General features: G+C 68.7%; 15 protein-coding genes and 3 pseudogenes. 11 read left to right on the top strand and 7 right to left on the bottom strand.

Annotated elements, in window-relative coordinates; all coding sequences use genetic code 11:
- The first annotated feature begins 1,166 nt into the window (after nucleotides 1–1,166).
- From OG594_RS43760 to OG594_RS43770, 3 genes are all read left to right on the top strand, one after another.
- Nucleotides 1,167–1,682, top strand: a complete 516-nt coding sequence (locus OG594_RS43760) for a flavodoxin family protein (RefSeq protein ID WP_266608068.1) — start codon at nucleotides 1,167–1,169, stop codon at nucleotides 1,680–1,682.
- A gap of 371 nt (nucleotides 1,683–2,053) precedes the next feature.
- Nucleotides 2,054–3,457, top strand: coding sequence for an NADP-specific glutamate dehydrogenase (gdhA, locus tag OG594_RS43765; RefSeq protein ID WP_266608069.1), 1,404 nt, complete (start codon nucleotides 2,054–2,056; stop codon nucleotides 3,455–3,457).
- 762 nt (nucleotides 3,458–4,219) lie between these two features.
- Nucleotides 4,220–4,495, top strand: a complete 276-nt coding sequence (locus OG594_RS43770; protein ID WP_266608070.1) for a hypothetical protein — start codon at nucleotides 4,220–4,222, stop codon at nucleotides 4,493–4,495.
- 551 nt (nucleotides 4,496–5,046) lie between these two features.
- On the opposite strand, the gene OG594_RS43775 is transcribed toward OG594_RS43770, so the two are convergent.
- Nucleotides 5,047–5,544: a DUF1772 domain-containing protein gene (locus OG594_RS43775; RefSeq protein WP_266608071.1), complete on the bottom strand. Its 498-nt coding sequence runs from the start codon at nucleotides 5,542–5,544 to the stop codon at nucleotides 5,047–5,049.
- 352 nt (nucleotides 5,545–5,896) lie between these two features.
- Between OG594_RS43775 and OG594_RS43780 the strand changes: the two genes are divergently transcribed.
- Nucleotides 5,897–7,276: an AMP-binding protein gene (locus OG594_RS43780; RefSeq protein WP_266608073.1), complete on the top strand. Its 1,380-nt coding sequence runs from the start codon at nucleotides 5,897–5,899 to the stop codon at nucleotides 7,274–7,276.
- Between the two features lie 382 nt (nucleotides 7,277–7,658).
- Here OG594_RS43780 and OG594_RS43785 read toward each other — a convergent pair whose 3' ends face one another.
- Nucleotides 7,659–8,816 (bottom strand): nuclear transport factor 2 family protein, encoded by a 1,158-nt coding sequence (locus OG594_RS43785; RefSeq protein WP_266608874.1) that lies wholly within the window; start codon nucleotides 8,814–8,816, stop codon nucleotides 7,659–7,661.
- Between the two features lie 65 nt (nucleotides 8,817–8,881).
- On the opposite strand from OG594_RS43785, the pseudogene OG594_RS43790 reads away from it, so the two are divergent.
- From OG594_RS43790 to OG594_RS43800, 3 genes and pseudogenes are all read left to right on the top strand, one after another.
- Nucleotides 8,882–9,054: pseudogene (locus OG594_RS43790) on the top strand (LysR family transcriptional regulator); the annotation flags it as partial.
- A gap of 380 nt (nucleotides 9,055–9,434) precedes the next feature.
- Nucleotides 9,435–9,815: a hypothetical protein gene (locus OG594_RS43795; RefSeq protein WP_266608075.1), complete on the top strand. Its 381-nt coding sequence runs from the start codon at nucleotides 9,435–9,437 to the stop codon at nucleotides 9,813–9,815.
- Nucleotides 9,816–9,943: 128 nt separating this feature from the next.
- The gene (locus OG594_RS43800; protein WP_266608077.1) at nucleotides 9,944–10,375 is read left to right on the top strand and encodes a DUF4259 domain-containing protein; all 432 of its coding nucleotides are present in this window, start codon (nucleotides 9,944–9,946) and stop codon (nucleotides 10,373–10,375) included.
- Nucleotides 10,376–10,498: 123 nt separating this feature from the next.
- On the opposite strand, the gene OG594_RS43805 is transcribed toward OG594_RS43800, so the two are convergent.
- The gene (locus tag OG594_RS43805; RefSeq protein WP_266608078.1) at nucleotides 10,499–11,641 is read right to left on the bottom strand and encodes a hypothetical protein; all 1,143 of its coding nucleotides are present in this window, start codon (nucleotides 11,639–11,641) and stop codon (nucleotides 10,499–10,501) included.
- A gap of 952 nt (nucleotides 11,642–12,593) precedes the next feature.
- Between OG594_RS43805 and OG594_RS43810 the strand changes: the two genes are divergently transcribed.
- On the top strand, nucleotides 12,594–13,208 hold the full coding sequence (locus tag OG594_RS43810) for a hypothetical protein (protein ID WP_266608080.1): 615 nt from the start codon (nucleotides 12,594–12,596) through the stop codon (nucleotides 13,206–13,208).
- Nucleotides 13,209–13,864: 656 nt separating this feature from the next.
- On the opposite strand, the gene OG594_RS43815 is transcribed toward OG594_RS43810, so the two are convergent.
- The 4 genes and pseudogenes from OG594_RS43815 to OG594_RS43830 form a co-directional block, all read right to left on the bottom strand.
- Nucleotides 13,865–14,218, bottom strand: a complete 354-nt coding sequence (locus OG594_RS43815; RefSeq protein WP_266608082.1) for a DUF4241 domain-containing protein — start codon at nucleotides 14,216–14,218, stop codon at nucleotides 13,865–13,867.
- A gap of 535 nt (nucleotides 14,219–14,753) precedes the next feature.
- Nucleotides 14,754–14,852: pseudogene (locus OG594_RS43820) on the bottom strand (IS5/IS1182 family transposase); the annotation flags it as partial.
- A gap of 198 nt (nucleotides 14,853–15,050) precedes the next feature.
- Nucleotides 15,051–15,497, bottom strand: coding sequence for a hypothetical protein (locus tag OG594_RS43825; protein ID WP_266608084.1), 447 nt, complete (start codon nucleotides 15,495–15,497; stop codon nucleotides 15,051–15,053).
- A gap of 323 nt (nucleotides 15,498–15,820) precedes the next feature.
- A complete protein-coding gene (locus tag OG594_RS43830) occupies nucleotides 15,821–16,432 on the bottom strand; it encodes a TetR/AcrR family transcriptional regulator (protein ID WP_266608086.1) in 612 nt (203 codons plus the stop codon).
- 81 nt (nucleotides 16,433–16,513) lie between these two features.
- On the opposite strand from OG594_RS43830, the gene OG594_RS43835 reads away from it, so the two are divergent.
- The 3 genes and pseudogenes from OG594_RS43835 (at nucleotide 16,514) to OG594_RS43845 (ending at nucleotide 19,178) form a co-directional block, all read left to right on the top strand.
- Nucleotides 16,514–16,921: a RidA family protein gene (locus OG594_RS43835; protein ID WP_266608088.1), complete on the top strand. Its 408-nt coding sequence runs from the start codon at nucleotides 16,514–16,516 to the stop codon at nucleotides 16,919–16,921.
- 52 nt (nucleotides 16,922–16,973) lie between these two features.
- Nucleotides 16,974–17,895, top strand: a pseudogene (locus OG594_RS43840) (IS5 family transposase).
- A 74-nt stretch (nucleotides 17,896–17,969) separates the two neighbouring features.
- Nucleotides 17,970–19,178, top strand: a complete 1,209-nt coding sequence (locus OG594_RS43845; RefSeq protein ID WP_266608090.1) for an IS701 family transposase — start codon at nucleotides 17,970–17,972, stop codon at nucleotides 19,176–19,178.
- Nucleotides 19,179–19,288: the final 110 nt, after the last annotated feature.

The following is a 19,288-nucleotide window of genomic DNA, read 5'->3' on the forward strand; positions in this document are numbered from 1 at the left end:
GTCGCCGGTGGCGAGAGCGCGTCCCACGTCGCGACGGGTGGCCGGGCGGCGGTACTTCGACCCTGGTGGTCGCCCCGGCGGCGGTCGACGTCCGCGGTGCCGGCGCCGGTTCTCGACCACCGCGGCCAGACGGGCCTGTTGACACCGCCGCTCGGCCGTTCCTCCACGGCCAGGCGGATGGCGGTGCCTCGATGATGGGCAACGGCCCGTCGTACTCGATCCGGGGCCGCCCGCCGGGTCAGTCGGGGGTGCAGCCGGTCCCGCGCCTGCGCGGTCGGAACGGAGCCGGCCGCGGAACTCGACGGGCGGGTCGCTCAGCAGGTGAGCGGTGCGGGGAGCGTCGTATCCGCCGTCCAGCACGGCCAGGACCTCCGGGCCACCCCGCTTCGACCTCGCGGAGCTGGACCGTGGTCACTGGGGCGAGGTCCGCGCCGGGCTCCAGGCGGACCGCGTCCAGGACCGCCGTCCACGAAGTCCGGCCGGTTTCCAGCGTAGCCGCGATCGAGTACGGTCAGCCCGGCACCACCTGGTGCTTTCCCCCCGGCCGAAGGTGTGGCAAAAGGACCGGTCAGGGCAGGCGTTGGCGTCCGGCCGCAGCCACGGCGGGACGTCCGCGGCCAGTACGATCCGACCGTGCGCCGCCCTCGGCAACGACATCGAGGCCAGCGCGCGACACAGCCGGGCCCCATCGCCCCGTCCCTGGTGCAGACCTCCCTAGGGAGCCCCCTGCCCAACTCGCGGTCACAGACGTCCACGCATGTCGGAGACTCAACAGATCGCTTTACGAGCGTGGCATGGAGACGGAGCTACGCAACCGCGCTGGTGATGGCGACGGCGGGGCCCCGTACCACCTCGTGAGGTGGCTGTACGGGACAGGTCGGCCGCAGGAAGCCTGTCGGGCGGTTGAGGACCTGGGACCTGAGGACGAGTACGCGCACCAGCTGCTCGCCGACTTGCGCACGCCTGCAAGTGAGGCACGATAGCGCTCCGCGCTGGCTGATCGGCCCGGATCCGGTGAGAAAACGCCGTTGAGGAACAGTGCAGGTCGTACGCCACTGGCGGGGAGGGCCCGGCCGGGGGCGCAGCGGGGTTCCCTGGGGCGACGTTGTCACATTCGGCACGCCCCTTCGGTCTCTGCTAGGAGGCGACGGACGAAGGGAACGCTGATGAAGACTCTGCTCGTATGCACGTCGGTATCCCACGGCAACACCCGGCGGGTGGCGCGGGCGATGGCCGAAGTGCTCGATGCGCGGGTGGCCGCGCCGGACGAGGTGGAGGTTTCGGACCTGCCGGGCTACGACCTCGTGGGCTTCGGCTCCGGTGTCTTCTCGCAGCGGATGCACCGGGACCTGCTCGGGTTCGTCCGGGCCGTGCCACGGCCGGGGACGGGGTCGAGGCCGGGATCGGGGTCGAGGGCGACGACGTCGAGGGGGCCGGCTTTCGTCTTCGCCACGAGCGGCCTGCCGGAGTTGGCGTTCGCACCGTTCACCCGTCCGCTGGTGCGCCTGCTCGAAGGCAGGGGCTTCGCGGTGGTGGACACCTTCACCTGCCGCGCGCTCGACACGTGGATGCCGTTCCGTCTGATCGGGGGCATCAACAAACAGCGTCCCGACGAGGACGACTTGGTCGCCGCCCGGGCATTCGCCCGACGACTCGGGAAGGACTGCGCAACCGCAGCCTGACCGGCATCCGTGGACCGCCCGGCCGCCGTCACCGGTCCACCACCAGGACGTCACCAGATGGCCGACTCGATGTCCGTCCATCCCCGTGGTGCGCGGGTGCGCGTGGGTGATCGAATTGTCGAGCTTGCAGCTGGTAGGGGCAGTGGAGCCCGGTGGTGCGTGGGATTCGCAGAAATGTCTGCTGCTCAGGCCGGCCGGCACACACCTGCGTATGGCAGGTTTTTGTCCGCGGAACAGAAGCCTTCCCCAGAGCAGCGCCCTGCGGGGTAGCCTCCGAAAGAGGGGCGCGCTCCGGAAAAACTTTTCCGAAAGCGAGTGTTCGGAGCGCGTCGAGCCCGAAATCAACTGGTATCCGCGCCCCCGCGGACACCATGGACCTGCCGTCGTCTGCGCACCGCGCACTCCCTGGAGGGACACACGTGAAGGACTCGAAGGACAGGCTGGAAGCACTGCGGGCCGAGATCGAGCGCCGCAATCCCGCACAGCCCGAGTTCCACCAGGCGGTACGGGAGGTCCTCGAGACCCTGGCCCCCGTCTTCACCGCCCGGCCCGAGTACGCCGACCCGGCCGTGGCCCTGGTGGAGCGGCTCACCGAGCCCGAGCGGCAGATCGTCTTCCGTGTCCCGTGGCAGGACGACCGTGGCCGCGTCCACGTCAACCGCGGGTACCGCGTCGAGTTCAACAGTGCGCTCGGGCCGTACAAGGGCGGTCTGCGCTTCCACCCGTCGGTGGACATCGGCGTGGTGAAGTTCCTCGGCTTCGAGCAGGTCTTCAAGAACGCCCTGACCGGCCTCGGAATCGGCGGCGGCAAGGGCGGCAGCGACTTCGACCCGCACGGCCGGTCGGACGCCGAGGTCATGCGGTTCTGCCAGTCCTTCATGACCGAGCTCCACCGGCACATCGGAGAACACACCGACGTGCCCGCCGGGGACATCGGTGTCGGCGGCCGCGAGATCGGCTACCTCTTCGGCCAGTACCGGCGCATCACCAACCGCTGGGAGGCCGGCGTCCTGACCGGCAAGGGGCAGGGCTGGGGCGGCTCCGCGATCCGGCCGCAGGCGACCGGCTACGGCAGCGTGCTGTTCGCCGCCGAGATGCTGAAGGTCCGGGGCGAGTCGCTGGACGGACTGGCAGCGGTGGTCTCCGGCTCCGGCAACGTCGCGCTGTACACGATCGAGAAGCTCCAGCAGCTCGGCGCGAACCCGACGACCTGCTCGGATTCCCGGGGCTACGTCGTCGACGACAAGGGCATCGATCTCGCCCTGCTCAAGCAGGTCAAGGAGGTCGAGCGCGGGCGCGTGAGCGAGTACGCGGCGCGACGCGGATCCTCGGCGCGGTTCGTCCCTGGTGGGAGTGTCTGGGAGGTGCCGGCGGACATCGCCTTCCCTTCCGCCACGCAGAACGAACTGGACGCGCAGGCCGCCCGTACGCTCGTCGCGAGCGGGGTCAAGGCGGTCTCCGAGGGCGCCAACATGCCGACCACGCCCGAGGCCGTACGGATCCTGCAGGAGGCCGGGGTCGCGTTCGGGCCCGGCAAGGCGGCCAACGCGGGCGGCGTAGCGGTCAGTGCCCTTGAGATGAGCCAGAACGCCGGCCGGGTCGCCTGGAGCGGGCAGCGGGTGGAGGACGAGCTCGCCGCCATCATGCGCTCGATCCACGCCGTCGCGCACGAGACCGCCGAGCGGTACGGCGCCCCGGGCGACTACGTCACCGGTGCGAACATCGCCGGCTTCGAGCGGGTCGCGGACGCGATGCTGGCGCAGGGCGTCATCTGATCCGACGATCACGTTGCGCTCGGCCGGGTCGGGCGGGCCTGCTGCGCTCGCGGAGGTTCGCGAGGACGCAGGGGCCCACCCGACCCGCCGCCGCGGTGCAGGCCCGGCCGGTTCGCCCGAGTGCGATGAACCGCAGCACGGCCTCCGGCCGAGGCCGTGCTCGACGGCTGGCACAACCAGCCGCAGGCATCCGAGATCCGAGATCTCTGCGGAGGAGTTCGAGCACCAGCAGTCGAGGGCCGGAACTGAGGGTCGCCGGCGCGAGACTCGGGTAGGCGGCGCAGACGGCCGGCAGAATCAAGGTCAGGACCTTCGGACGAGGACGAGCTCCCAACGTTCCCCTACCAGCCCGCCGGCCATCCTCGGAGCCTTGGGCCACGAGAACGGACAGGACCCTTCTGTGCTCGGCCTGGAGCTCCGGACCACTGTCCCGACGGGGAGAGCCGGGGCGTACGCGATGCTCAACCTGCCCGGAGTGCACGAGAAGGTGGTCGCCGCCGAGCAGGCCGCCAGCAGCAGGGCGTCAGGCTCAGTCCGTAGCGGGGGGAGGGGGGGGCATCCTGCGGCAACCGGGAGGTCTCATGACTCCCAGACGTCGTTCATCCCACGCGTCGGGGTGCGCCCGATTGCATGGCGAACGTGTGAGGCAGTGAGAGCCGCGGACTGGACCGAGTCCCTGAGTCGGTGGTGCTCCAGCCGGACAGCGGCAATCGGCCCTGCGGCCCGCGAAGGGCAGCAGGGGGCGGTGACAGGTTCCGGCACGTGGCCTGCTTCGACGTGCCCGGCGGCTGGTCTCGAGCCCGATTCTCCGGCCGGAACCGTTCCGCGATCGATGCCGTGCAAAGATCCCTGATGAACATGACGATGACCGTCCCCGATCCCGCCACCCCCGAGGTGGTGGCGGGGACGGTCACCCTCTGGTCGCACAACACCGATGACGGACCGATCACCGAGACCGGCGTGACCTTCGGGATTGGCGCGACCGCACGGGTATCGCGTCCTTCGAACCACTGGCTCGTCGGTCTGGCGTGTCGTTAAGTACAGCCCAATGGGCCAGGATTGCTGCTGCTGCTGCTGCCGTCGTCGGACCGGACACAGAGGACACGTGGCCGCTGGCGGGATCACCGCCACGCTGCGGAACTGGGCCGCTGACGGCACTTGGGAGCGATCGTCCGCGCCCACCAAGACGCAGCCGGAGCTCGACAGAAGGGCTCTCGAGAACGACCCGCGCACCATGCCCCCATCCACCGCGCGGCCGACGGCCTCTGCCGGACCCTGACGTTCCACGTCACACGGGGGCAGGTGGGTGATGCATCCGCGTTCGACGAGGTGATGGCTGCAGCACCGGTGCCCCGGCAACTGCGCCGCCCCGCATCCGTCCCGAGACCGTGATCGCTGAGAAGGCCTACTCCTCCCACGCGATTCGGGCAGTCCTCCCACAGCCCGTCGACCAGATCGCCAAGCCGAAGCGGCGCGGCCAATCCGGCGTCCGGCCGCCCCGCAACGACAAGACCACCACCATGCACCTCGCCTGCCTCCGCCTCGCAGCCATCCTCATCTGGGCGGCGAGGTGCTCCGCGGGAAACGGCCTAGTGGAGGGTGAGGGTGTAGGCGAGGAGGGCGAGGGTGAGGGTGGTGAGGACGGTGCGCCAGGTGTTGGCGTTGTTCCAGGGGGCTTCGTAGGTGGTGCGGGTGGTGTGGGTGGTTGTGGGGTCGGTGTGGTGTTCGGGGGGCCCGGCTTCTTCGAGGGCGTTGTTGAGGGGGATGTTGATGCGGGCGGTGATGACCATGGCTGCGAGGCAGGTGGCGAGTGCGGCCGCGAGTGGGAGGAGGGCGTTCCGCGTGTCGGGGTCGGTGGCGTGGAGGATGAGGGCGATGGTGATGAAGAGGGGTGCGCCGAGGTAGGCGAGCATGAACCAGCCATTGAGGATGGCCTTGTTGATGTTCTGCATGGTTTCGATGGTGGTCTTGTCGGTGCTTCGGGCGAGGCCGGGCATGACGGCGACGGTGAATGCGTAGAAGAGGCCGCTGATGAGTCCGGCGGTGATGGTTGCGGCGATCAGGATTAAGGTTCGTGCGATTTCCACGTGGTTCCTTTCCGTGGTCTTCCGGTAGGTGCCTCCGGGCCGTGGGGGCCGTGCGGTGCCCTGTCGGGCCGGGGCGGCAGGTTGCCCGTTCCAGGACCGGGCCCTGGGCGGTGCTGGGTCGTGGCTGGCGACCGTCGCGACGGTCGCGACCGTGCAGGGCCGTGCGAGGGCCGGCGGGGCGTGCTGTGCAGGGCCGTGCGGTGCCGGGCCTGGCGGTTGTGCCGGGCGGGGTGTGCCGGGTCGTGCCGTGCGGTGGTATGGGGTGTGGCTGATCATAAGGGCGGAGTGGTGTGTGTGGCCCTGTGGTGTGGTGAGGTTGTCTCTTCCTGTTGTTGTTCTTGGGGGTGTTGTTGTGCTGACTGCTCTTACCGGGGTTTTCGGGGACCGTGCGGATGCCGTCTCAGTCGCGGGTCGTGCCGCGTCGTACGAGGACGTTCTGGGTGCGGCGGGGGCGGTGGCCGCGGATCTTGCCGGGTGGGGGCCGGTTCCGGCGTTCGCGGTGACCGCGACTGCTTCGTTGGAGACGGTGGCCGCGGTGGTGGGCGGTCTGCTGGCGGGCGTGCCCTGTGTGCCGGTACCGCCTGACGCGGGGCCGGTGGAGCGCGACCACATCCTGCGGGATTCGGGTGCCCGGCTGCTGGAGGTGGATTTCGCCCGCCGTGCGCCGTCGCCCGGTGCCCTACCGGCGGCGGGTGCGACGGGGCTGGGGGATCCGGCGTTGATTCTGTACACGTCGGGGACGACCGGTGTGCCCAAGGGCGTGGTGCTGAGCAGGGGGGCGATCATCGCGGACCTGGACGCGCTGGCCGGGGCATGGGAATGGACCGCGCAGGACGTTCTCGTGCACGGGCTGCCGTTGTTCCATGTCCATGGGCTGGTGCTGGGCGTGCTCGGGGCTCTACGGACGGGGAGCCGACTTGTGCATACGGGCCGGCCGACGCCGGAGGCGTACGCGGCGGCTGCGGCGGCGGGCGGGAGCCTGTACTTCGGTGTGCCGACCGTGTGGTCGCGGATCGCGGCGGCGCCGGGTGCGGCGGCGGCACTGTCGGGGGCCCGGCTGCTGGTGTCCGGGAGCGCGGCGCTGCCGACTCCGGTCTTCCACGACCTGGAACGGCTGACGGGGCACAGGGTCGTGGAGCGGTACGGGATGACGGAGACGCTGATCACGGTGAGCGGGCGCGCGGGAGGTGAGGTGGCTCCCGGCACCGTCGGCACCGCGCTGGAGGGTGTCGCCACGCGGGTCGTGGCCGAGCCGGGCGCGGACATCGGTGAGCTCCAGGTGAAGGGGCCGACGCTGTTCTCGGGCTATCTTGGCCGGCCGGAGGCGACGGCGGCCGCGTACACGGAGGACGGATGGTTCCGTACGGGTGACATTGCGGCCGTTGACGGGGAGGGTGTGCACCGGATCGTGGGGCGTGCCTCCACCGACATGATCAAGTCCGGGGGGTACCGGATCGGGGCGGGCGAGGTGGAGAACGCGCTCCTGGACCATCCCCGGGTGCGGGAGGCAGCGGTGGTGGGTGTCCCGGATGCCGATCTGGGCCAGCGGATCGTGGCGTTCGTCGTGGCTGAGGGCGTCAGTGGCGGTGAGCTCACCGAATTCGTCGCGGCGCGCCTGTCGGTCCACAAGCGACCGCGTGAGGTCCGTTTCATCGAGGCGGTGCCGCGCAACGCCATGGGGAAGCCACAGAAACGGCTCCTGCTGGAGGGGGAGGAGCGGGACCGGTCCTGAGGTCCGCACCGGGAGTGGACGGTTCCGTCCCGGCCGGTGTGTCCCCACCGCGCACGTCCACCCGGCGGAAAACGTCACCTCTGACACCACGCGAGAACTGCTCGTTGCGAACGTCGAGGACTACGACTACAGCAGGAACGTCGGTCTCAGGAGGGCGAGGGATAGAACCGACCACTAAAGGCTGGACTCGTGGTGTCGTGCCGTTGCTCATTTGGTTGTTGGTCAGGCTGTCTCCGCAAGGCAGCCGGTGATGGATCAGCCTCGGCCGATCACCGGCTCGATCCGCGGGACCATCTACCGTCGGCACTCGCCTCACCTCGCCGCGTCGCCCTGTGCGAAGCATCCGCCGCAGCCTGGGCCGTAAACCTTCGCTGACACTCTCTCAGGAATGGCGGTGGTACGCCTTGTTGGCGATGCGCCAGTCTTCGTCGACTCGGACCAACAAGAAGACGTCGGTGAACGTGTCCGTGCCGTGCGAGAGCGACATGGTGGCAGTCGCGACGGTGTCGTGGACATCGATGGTGTCGATGCGCCGAGACCGGGTCGGTTCGTCGGGGGCCGGCCGGCCGGGGAAGAGAGCGCAGTATTCGTCCAGGGGCCACGAGACGAATGTGCCGTCCCGGACTCCTTCGATGTGGGCTGTGGGCAGGAACGCGCCCCGGAAGTGAGTCGGGTCGCCGGTGGAGTGTCCGCGGATGTAGGCGCGGAGCGGTTCGAGTACGGAGTCGTGCACGGCGGGGACCGTGGCGGCGACAGCGATCTCGGACTCGGGGTCGGCAGGGGTGTCGGCCGGCATGACTGCGCTGCGAAGGGGGGTGTTCGGCGCGGCAGCCAGATGGGCCGTGTCATTGGCCAGCGCGCTGATGGCGAACTCAGCGGCGGCCGCGCCCGACTCACCTACGAGAAAAGGGCGTTGGCCGGATACGAGCCTGCCGAGCTGGCCGAGTTCGAGGACGTCCAGCGCCTGGGCGCGGGGAAGTCCGAGGGCGTCGGACTGCCGCAGCGAGTCGTGTAGCGCCGGTTCGGCGCCGGCGAGGCCGTGGTGGGCGATCAGCGCGAGCGAAGCGGCGGTGCAGGCGTCGTCGACGCGCCGCACGGTGCCCAGCGTTTCCAGAACCGGTCGTACTCGATCGAACGCGTCTTGGTGGGCAGCGGTGAAGATCTGGAGGGTGCCGGCGGAGGCAGCAGGTACAGAGCCGAACACGGCAGCGTGCACGTAGGACTTGCCGATGTGCCGGGCCAGTTCCGACGCCTCGGTCGGAGCGATCGTGCAGGTGTTCAGCACGATCGTGTCTGCTCGCAGCGAGCCACGGACGTCTTCGAGGACCTGCCGGCAGGCCGGACCGTCGAACCAGGCCAGAATCACGAGGCCGGCCTTCGCCACGGCCTCGTGCGGATCGCCGGCCGTCTCGACGGCGCCCGACGTGTGCCCGGAGCGTGTCCAGCCGACGACGTCCCAGTCCTTGCCAGCCAGTCGTGTTGCGATCGCGTCGCCCATGCGTCCCGAGCCAAGGACGGCGATCGTGTGCGGTGAGGTCATGGGCGCCAGATTGGTGTACAGCGATAGCTGCGACAAGCGCAGAGATCGCAGGTCAGCCCTGCGCGATGCGCATACCTGCTGGTCATGCTGGTCCAAAGGAACTGACGATGTGGCGAACCTTCGTGACCGTGTGTCGGATTGGATCGGATCGGTCGGGTCGCTGTCGGCGGCGGCTGCCGCGCTCAATTGCTCGCAGCCGGCCGGCTCTCGGCAGATCGCGAGACCGGAGCGACGGCTCGGCGCGGGTCCGGTGCCGGTCGGCGAGGCGTTCCGGCGCCATGCTGACCGTTCCGGAATGTTCTACGGAGGCGTCGGAGGCGTCGAAGGCAGATGATGCCGCTGGTGCGCGTGACGGCGGGCGGGGTGCCATCGCGGTTGACGAGTTCGCTGGGTTGGTCGCGCCGGGCCACGCCCTTGCACAGCACGTAAGCGATGCCAGACAGTCCGACCAGGTCGGGCACCGGGAGCCTCCCGGGTGGCGGTGCCGCCGTTGGTGCACCAGCAACACCGGGGCCATCCGGTCCTTGAGATCGTCAGGGACGAGGTTCACTTTCACGCGCCTGCGGCTCGCCAGGGAAACTGATTGAGCACGCCGACCCAGATCGACAGACTTCCGGGATGACCAACACTGGGGGCAAGGTCACTGACCAGGGGTGGGGCGGACCCTGGTACCGCGTCCGCACAGATCTGTTCCAGGCGTCCTTCCTTCCCAGGGTCGGCGAAGATCTGGATGCCGTCTGCAACATCGACGTAGAGGTGCGGCTGACGGCTGACGCGGACGACTCTCGCTGGAGCGCGACCGTGTTCACACTCGCCGAGGTCGAGCGGCTGATGGAGAGGTGGTCCCACACCGGCGAAGAGTTGGGCGGCAGTTTCTTCTGGTGTCCAGACGGACTGATCGTCCGGGAGCCCGGCATCGACAACATGACCCAGGTGCTCGTCGGCCTGCTCGAGACCGGAGAGTTCACTCAAATCCTTCAGCAACTCCACGACGAGTAGCCAGCGCCCCGTTCTGAGGGCGAAGGCTAGCTCCCGCGCCTCCACTTCACCGTCCCGGACAGCGCGGTCTCCGCTGTCAGTGCCCTCTGCCAGGATGCCCACATTCGGATCACGAGTGGGAGAGACACATGGGGACGTGGGACGCCGGGCCCTTCGACAACGACACCGCGGCAGACTTCTGCGACGACCTCGATGAGGCGGCAGCAGGTGAACGCGAGGGCATCGTCCGAGGCGCTCTCACTCGTGTGATCGACACCGCGAGCGGCTACCTCGAAGCACCCGAATCCGATCGAGCTGTAGCCGCGGCCGCCCTCGTTGCCGCACAATGCCCCGGCGGTGAGCCGGCCCATCCCGTCTACGGGCCGGAAGAGCCCCTTCCCGACGTCGTCGCCGGCCTGCGCGATCTCGCCCTCCAGGCCCTCGACCGGGTCATGACCGAGCCGTCCGAACTGATGGAGCTATGGGCGGGACCGGATGGGGCCCCCTGGCGTGCGAACATTCGCCGCCTGCAGAACACGCTCCTGCCCAGTCTCCCAGGAGAGCAGCTCCGCCTGATCTGACCACCCCGCGATCATCTCGGCTGCCGCTCGGTCATCACGCGGACAGGAAGCGGTCGTCAACGGCTTCGGGAGCTGTGGGACAGCCCAACTCGACTACGCCCGTGGGAATCCGGGAGATGACGGTCAGCCGTCGAACCGAGACCAGCGAATGTCGACCTCACCAAGCGGGCGCAGTGCGCTGCGGTGGTGGGCGCCGATCCAGACGTCGACCTCGTCCTCGTCCTCGTCGTGCCAGCCCGGTGACACGTGGGCGATCACGCCGGGCCCGACGAGGAAGTCCTTCGGGGAGATGGGGGACAGGAACGGTCGTAGCGGCACGCGGTGCAAGCAGCTCTCCAGCCGGGGCAGCAACTGCCTGGGGAGGGCGCGGGCGAACGCTTTGTACGGTGCGGTCATCGAGGCCTCGTACAGCGAGAACTGCAGGAGGAATCCGCTCAGCGGCTCCTGTTCGGGGACCGGCTCGTCCTCCTCGGTGAGCCAGACCTCCGGGTCGGTGTCGGCGGCGTCGAGATCCCAGGGGATCGACCACTCCCATCCGCCCTGGTTCTCGGTGCCGAAGATCAGGCGCTCTGCGCGTTCGTCGGTCGTGAGTTCTGCCGGCGGTGCGAGAAAGTTCTGCCCTCCGAGGATCGCCGGGTGTTTCTCGGCGAGCCGGTAGAAGCCGGCCAGTGCCGGCGGAACGGAGCCGGGTATCGCGGCGGCGGGACGTGGTTCGGCCTTGTTGGGATACCAGCTGGTGACGAAGAGCTCCACGGCCCTGCCGGGCTCGGTCTCCACATGGTCGAGCCAGCCGAGGCCCGGTAGGGCCGGCTGGGTGCCCGGGGGTCGGACCTTGTCCAACAGCTCACGGCTCAACGGCGGATCGATGCGCAGGTGGCAGCTGTAGAGCTCGCCGTCGGCCCACTTGCTCTGAGAGTGGCGAACGAGTCCGAGGTAGGTGCAGAGCTCGTCGATCCGGACGAACAGGTGCACCGGGTGGCCGCGCTCCGGCCCGGTCGTGGTGAACGGCGCTGGCCCGGTCGTGGTGAACGGGGCTGGCTCGGTGAGTCTCGATGCAGCCAGGTCAGGCGTGGGACCGTGCAGGCGGAACTCCTGGTCGTTCCATACGCCGCTGGCAGCCGGGTCGTCCACGACATGCGCAATGATCACGGTCGCCATCGTCCCGACGACGACCGTGGCTCCTCCCACGGCAGACGCGTGGAACTTCGTGCCTGCGAGGTCGAGCGCCACGCTCACATCGACCATGTCCGAACGTGTCAGCGGCATTCGTCGATTCTATCGAGGAAGCGATCACCTCAAGGATGGGAAGTGATCTTCGACGGCTCGCGAAGCGTCCGCCGGTCCGCGGTACTCGTGGGCAGCCCTCCTGGTGGCCCTCGGTGCCGCGGCCGTGCCTCCGACAACGCCGGCGGCATCCGACGCTCTCGCAGATAGCGAAGGGCCCCGCGCCTCGACTCGGGGAAAGGCCTGCGCCGGTACCGGCTACCGCACCGCAGTCATCGACCATGGCACCAGCCTCGGCATCGAGGTCGAAGTCGCCGGCCCCCTCCGCCACCACGGGCCCCGTCGTGAACACATCAGACCTCTATAGGGTGGTGCACATGGCCGATGTCATCCCCACCAATTCGCAGGAAGAAGCCGCGCAAGGGCGCATAGCTCTCTGGCTCACAGCAGAGGACCTTCGGTGGCTGGCGCGCCACTGTTGCTGCCCAGAAGACGCGTCACCCGACGAAAGGGACCGGTGTGGCCGCATCCGATTCCGGGCGAGCGCCGCGCTGCACAAACACACCGACTCCGTCTGACGCTGCTCGACCCACTGCATTGAGCCTGCCGGGTTGCCGCTTCAGCAGGCGTGTGAACGCGGAGCGTGTCGGCCGCGGGCCACGTCCACCCCCGGTCTACGGTGGATCTACGGTCCAGCGCTGCGTCATCCCGAGCGTGCGTCCCGGTCGCGGTCGTCGAGGTCGTCGAGGTCGCCGAAGGAGCGGCCCCGTACGTCTTCACCTGCGAGGAGCGGCACATGAACCCGAAATCAAGGGTGACCGGTACGATCCGCGACGCCCGACGCCGTACGACCCTGACGGCACATGCGATCTGAGCTGCCACCGGGCTCGGGAGGCGATCGGCCGTGACCCGACAGAACACGTCCGACACGGACCGTAGGAGCCCGAGCGAGCCGCATCCGCGATCTGCCGTCCGCACGGAGAGCCGCTGGCCGATGGCCGCAGCGGTCGTCGCTTCGGCGGTGCTCACCCTGCTTCTGCCCGACGACCTGCGTCTTGGGCCCCGATGGGCGCTTCCCCTCGCCGAAGGCCTCCTGCTGGTGGCGCTGATCTCGGGAGACCCCGGTCGGATCAGCCGCCGTTCCACCGTCTTGCGCTCAGTGGCGGTCGCCCTGGTCGTCGTGCTCGTGGGCAGCGCCATCTGGTCGACCATCCAGCTGATCGACGACCTCATCCACGGCGGACACGAGACCAACTCCGCCAATGCCCTCCTGCTGGCCGGCGGCAGCGTCTGGTCCTCCACCGTTCTCGCCTTCTCCCTGCTGTACTTCGAACTCGACAGCGGCGGGCCGGCCGCCCGGGCCCACCACATGCCCCCCACTCCAGCGCTCGCCTTTCCCCAGCAGCTCAGCCCCGAACTCAACGCCCCGCACTGGCGCCCCCACTACATCGACTACCTCTACCTCGGGTTCACCAATTCCACCGCACTGAGCCCCACCGACGTCATGCCGCTCGTCCCCTGGGCCAAGAGCGTCATGACCCTCCAGTCCGTCCTTTCGCTGATGATCCTGGGCCTCGTCGTCGCCAGGGCCGTGAACGTCCTGGCTTGAGAGGATCCGGGCGGAGGGCGTCCGCACTCCTCGTCGTTCCTCGTCGCTCACCGAGGCTGTGGGTGGCCTGGACGCCGCGAAGCCGAATTCACGGACATCGGCTACGTCGACGTCTCGTTCTCATTCTCGTTCTCGTCCGCTGGTCGACCGGCTGCGCTTCGACCTGGGTACCGTCGGCCCTCCCGCGGCACCGCAAACCGATACGGACCCGGCCGCCCTCGTGCTCCGCTCCCCGAGCCGGATAGGTGGTCGGCTCCCCCCCAGCCCCGCCTGGTTGCGGGCCAAGGTGGTCGCCGTGGACGGCCTCGAGGACGTCGTGCCCCTCCAGCAGCGGGTGGTCCCGCTCGGCGACGGCGAAGGGGGAACCCCCGGCGGGCCTGTCCGGACCCCTGGCGCCCGTAACCTCGTTCGTACCCGCACCACGCGCTACACCGCTCGACCCCACCATGGACCGGTACGCCCGTACTGCCCGATTCTGAACCTGCCGGTGCAGGTCTGCGGCGGCCAGCCGAAGCGTCGTCGAACCTCCCTGTTCGCGAGAAGCCGCCGTCACCAGAGAGCTGTGCTGAATGGTCCTCAGGCCAGCGCTTCCATGCCCATGTGGCCCATGACCACGATGGAGATGAGTTCTCCGTCTTCTGTACGGCCGAGCCAGGCTACGGAAAGTCCTTCAGTGACGGAGAAGGTGATGAGGTCTGCGCCCCGGGCCTCATCACGGACCTCTCGAACTGGCCGTCGCCCAGGCTCTCGGTGGCACGGGACACGAGCGTGCCCGGTGCCGTCCTGCGCTGCTCCCAGAAGTTGCGGAACGGCGCTGTCAGCGCAGGCCAGGCTGTCGCGTCGCCGAAGGCGCCCGTGGAGGCGTCCGTGTTGAATCCGACCTCGTCGCCCCGACGAAGACGCTCGATGTCGTCGCCCAGGGCGAGCCCCATTTCCCAGACGGCCACCGTGCCCTCCCGCACGCACAGACGTGTCGCGGCTACCTCGCGGACGGAGAAGTACTTCCCCATGAACTCGTACGGTGCCTCCGTCCATGCCGCACCCACCCGTACACGCCGGGAGGAATGCGAACCGCGAGCTCCCGCGGCTCCCCGTCTTCGTCCTCCAGCCATGGGGTGTCCACACGAGCCGGCCGCTTGGCACACGGATCGACGAGAGCCGTGTCACCTCCACCACCTCAACGAGCTGCCGCGGGTGGTCACTTCGCGCCCCAACAGGCTGCCCGGTGTGAACACCGCATCGAGATAGGCGCGAACCTCCGGTGTCGCAACCAGTCGACCATCCCCTACGTATGCCACCTTGCGTCCCCACCACGACCCGATCAGAACTCACGACGATGGACCCACGCTCGGACATCGGGGCCCGGCCCCAGTCGGACGGGCAGGCAAGACACTCTGCCCCGGTCCAGAGAAGCCGGCCTGTCCGCAGGAACGATGGCCGGTCGCGCCCGGGGTCAACCCAGGGGACGGGCACACGCGTCGCAGCAGTGATCGCCCGAATGCGGGCGCTTCCCGGCCGGGCCGGGCCGGGCCGGTCTGGCTTGGCCCGGCCTGGCGTGAGCACGAAGGTCCGCGGACGGCAGTTGCCGTCGGCCGCCAAGTGCGCCTTTGGGGTCAGCCCACCACGTGACCGCCCGAGGGCGTTGACTGCCACGATCCGGTCCAGATCACCTTCGGCGTGGGCTCGCGCAAGAAGAGCGTTGGACACCGCAGTCGGTGGTAACCCTTCCTCCACGAGCCAAGTGATCGCGCGGCCGGAAGCCACGGCTCGATCCTGGCCCACTGAACCTCGGACAGCGTCGCAAGCTGACCAACGACCTGGCACGGGTAGGAGCTCCGTGCGTCAACTGCGGGGTCGGTCCGCGGGCCGGTCGGCCATGTGACGCTCGCAAATCGCCCGGTGCTCCGGAAAGCGCAGGGCGATCTCGGCAAGCTTTTCAAGCATCTCCGTACGTGTGGCCAAGGGGTAGTACTCGTGGTGCAGTGCGATACCCAGACGAAGAGTGTTGTCTGCCTGCCGTACCCACTCGTCCAGAGTGCGCGTCATGGACGCACCGTTGTCCGTCCCCGACCACGCTGCCACGTTCAGGAACACGATTGCTTGCTCTAGCGTCGCCCGGCCTGCTACCACAGCCTCGGCGACGATCCCGGCAATGTCGTCGGCACCGTAGGCGTCAATGAGATCGTCTACGCGGTCGAAGAGCTCATCAGGGAGATCGGTGTCATCTTGTTCCGGCACCTGCACGGCACACAGCCGCTCAAGCGCCTCTTCCCATGCTGGCATCGTCATCAGGCCCCCTGTCACTCGTCACTCGGATGGACGGTAGCCGAGCCCGCCCCAGGCAGCAGTCGATTTGTGGCGGCCACACTGCGGTCTGAAGGTATCGCCCTAGCTGCAAGCCCAGATGAACCGGTCGCCGCGGTGGTCGGAGTTGAGGAAGGGGAAGCCGCTCCCGTAGCCGAAGTCGAGGAGGAACGATCCAGCCGGCCGCGGACTTCGAGATGTCGAACAGCGTGCGTCTGTAGGCCGAGCGGACTGGATCCGCGGCTTCGCGACGCAGCGCGATCACTAGGGCTTGTCTCTCCGATCGCGAGAGCCGGACCGGGCTGGGGCTATCCGGCCCCAGCCCAGCCGTGCTCAACCGACCGGCGACATCGGTCGGGTTCGTCTCCTGCGCTGGTGAACAGTGCGGTCAGCATGGGCACGCCGTGAGCAAGTGTCTGGGGCGGTAGGGGGCCTGTGGCGACGAGTGAGGCGAGTCCGTGTCCGATGGTCCAGCTCTGTGTTGCCAGTTCCAGCGGGTCGACCTCGTTGCGGAAGCGGCCGTTCGCCTTGGCCCGTTCGATGGCGCGGACGAGGTGGTGCAGGGTTTCGTCCGCGGCACCAGTGTCTTCGAGGTCGAAACTCGCGTCGAACATGACGCGGTAGAGGTCGGGGTTCTCCATGGCATTGGCCAGGTAGGCGGCTCCCAGTGCGGCGAGGTCTCGTACCGGGTCTGCGGACATCTTGACGACCGCGAGTTGGGCGGCCAGGCGTGTGAAGCCTTCCTGCCGCAGCGCCTTCCACAGGCCGTCCATGCCGCCGAAGTAGGTGTAGACGGCCATCGTTGACACGTCGGTTCCGGCGACCAGGGTGCGGAGTGTGAGCGGTTGCCTCGAGCGCAGCATGTGTGCGGCTCGGTCGAGCAGCAGGGTGCGGACCGCTGGATCTTTCGTCCTTGCCATGGCTCCACAATACATAGCATCGCTATGCTTTCATGGGGTGCTGATCTTGCTGCTCCTGACGCCAAGAGGAAGAGGCCGTTCATGTCCGTGACGCTGGTCAATCCCGAGGGGTTGCCGAAGCCCGAGGTCTACCGACAGATGTCGGTCGCCACCGGATCGAAGCTGGTGTTCCTTGCGGGGCAGGTCGCCCGCGATGCCGACGGCCGGCCCGTGGGCGAGGGAGATTTCGCCGCTCAGGTCGAGCGGTGCTATCTCAATATCGCCACCGCTCTGGCCGGGATCGGCGGCTCCTTCGATGACGTGGCGAAGTTGACCATCTACGTCGTCGACTGGAGTCCCGAGAAGATGCCGCTGCTGGGTGAGGGCGTGGGTCGGGCCGCAGCGAAGCTGGGCATCGATCCGGTCAAGCCGATCACCCTGCTGGGTGTTGCGGCGCTGGGGGAACCGGACCTCCTGGTCGAGGTCGAAGCCACTGCGGTCATCGAATAGCCGTCGCTGCGAGCAGGGAGACCGTGGGGCTGGCCATGTTGAGTCGGGGGATCTGACGGACGGCGAGTGGGCGGTGTTGGAGCCGCTGCTGCCGGTAAGTAACAACCGGTGCGGCCGGTAGCGCGATCACCGGCAGGTGATCAACGGGATCATTCACCGGCTGGGCACCGGGGTGCAGTGGCGGGAGCTGCCCGAACGCTTCGGCTCGTTGTAGATCGTCCACAAGCGGCACTTGCTGCGGTCGGCCGACGGCACCTGGGAGAGGCTCCTGCGGCACGTTCAGTCCGCCGTCGACGCCGAAGGCGGCATCGACTGGAACATCAACGTCGACTCCACCATCACGCGCGCTCAAGCGCACGCCGCAGGAGCACCTCAGACTCCACCGCCCGCGCCACCGAGCCCTTCAAAAGGGGCCGCCGAAGGCCAGTGCGGCGGCTGCCGGTCATCGGGATGCTGCACGGCCTCCTGGAGGGGGCGGTGCCCCGGGGGAGGCCCTCAGCCGGTCCCGCGGTGGCCTGGCCACCAAGATTCACATTGCCGCAGAGGGCCGCTGCCGCCCGCTGTCTCTGCTGATCACGCCGGGACAACAGGCGGACTGCGCGCAGTTCGAGCCGGTCATGGACAAGATCCGCGTCCCGCGCGGGACGCGGCCGTCCCCGTCGCACGCCGGATAGCGTGAGCGCCGACAAGGCGTACAGCAACCGCAAGATCCGCGCCTACCTCCGCAAACGCGGCATCCGGCACGCGATCCCGGAGAAGAAGGGCCACAAGGCTGCCCGCCTGCGCCGGGGTTCACGCGGCGGACGGCCTTCGGGATTCGATAAAGACCGGTACAAAGATCGCAACACAGCGGACCGGGCCATCGGCAAGCTCAAGCAATTCAGAGCCGTCGCCACTCGGTATGACAAGCGCGGATACGTCTACTTCGGCACCGTCACCGCCGCCGCACACTCCTCATCTGGCTCCGATCATGATCGGAGAGACAGGCCCTAGTAGTGCTTTGTTACTGGGTCTTGTCACGTCGGGTGTTCGGTAGTTCGCTGGTTGTATGAGGGCTGGGGAGCTTGCTGCGGTGCGGGGCCGGTTGGAGGAGTTCGCCTCCGAAGTGTTCGCGCCGTTGGTGCGGCGGGACTGGCTGGAGAAGGGCCAGTTGTATCTGCGGGGCCTGCTGTTGGACGGCCGACGCAAGTCGATGCAGCCGATGGCCGAGCGTCTCGGGGTGGACCATCAGCGGTTGCAGCAGTTCATGACGTCCTCGACCTGGCCGGTCGAGGACGTGCGGGCTCGGCTGGCATGGCGGGCGGTACGGGCGGTGCGGCCCGAGGTGTGGGTGGTGGACGACACCGGTTTCCCCAAGGACGGCACCGCATCACCCGGGGTGGCGCGACAGTACTCGGGCACGTTGGGCAAGGTCGGCAACTGCCAGATCGGTGTCAGTGTCCACGCCGCTTCCGACACAGCCTCGTGCCCACTGTCCTGGCGGCTGTTCCTGCCCGAGAGCTGGGACAGGGCCGAGGCGGCCGGGCGGCGCAAGGCCTGCCGGATCCCCGATACCGAGCACCACCGCCCGAAGTGGGAGCTCGCGCTGGAGATGCTTGACGAACTGGCCGGCGCTGGTCTGCGGCCCGCCGCGCTGGTCGCGGACACCGGTTACGGCGCGAACGCCGATTTCCGCCACGGCCTGGAGGACCGGGGTCTGGCCTACGTGCTGCAGGTCAAGAGCGAGATGACCGCCCACGGCAAGGACGCCGAACCGCACCAGCCCGCCTATAGCGGGCTCGGGCCGCGCCCGCTGCCGCGCTACCGCACCCGCCCGGTCTCCTTACGCGAACACGTGATGGCCGCGGGCCGAGACCGGGGAGGGACCCTGACCTGGCGCAAGGGCTCCAAGGCGGCGATGAGCTCGCACTTCGTGCTCCTGCGGGTCCGCCTCGCCGGCCGACGGCCCAAACCCGCCGCCGACGGCACGATCCCGCTCAGCTGGCTGATCGCCCAGTGGCCCGAGGACGAGGCCGAGCCGGTGAGGTACTGGGTCTCGAACCTGCCCGACGACATTCCCGCCAAGGACCTGGTCCGCCTGGCGAAGTCCCGCTGGCGGATCGAGCACGACTACCGCGAGCTGAAAACCTGCCTGGGCCTGGACCACTTCGAGGGCCGATCCTTCGTCGGTTGGCACCGGCACGTCACCCTCGTGACCGCAGCCCATCTGTTCCTGACCGAACAGCGGAGGACCCCAAAAGCCCCTGCCAGGGCCTGACCCTCTACCAGGCCCTGGACCTCCTCCAACACCTCATCGCCACCTGGACCGGCACCTGCCCCACCTGCCAACAAACCGTCCCCCGACAGCCCTACGACACCAGCTAACAA

This window comes from Streptomyces sp. NBC_01214 (assembly GCF_026340975.1).
GTDB lineage: Bacteria > Actinomycetota > Actinomycetes > Streptomycetales > Streptomycetaceae > Streptomyces.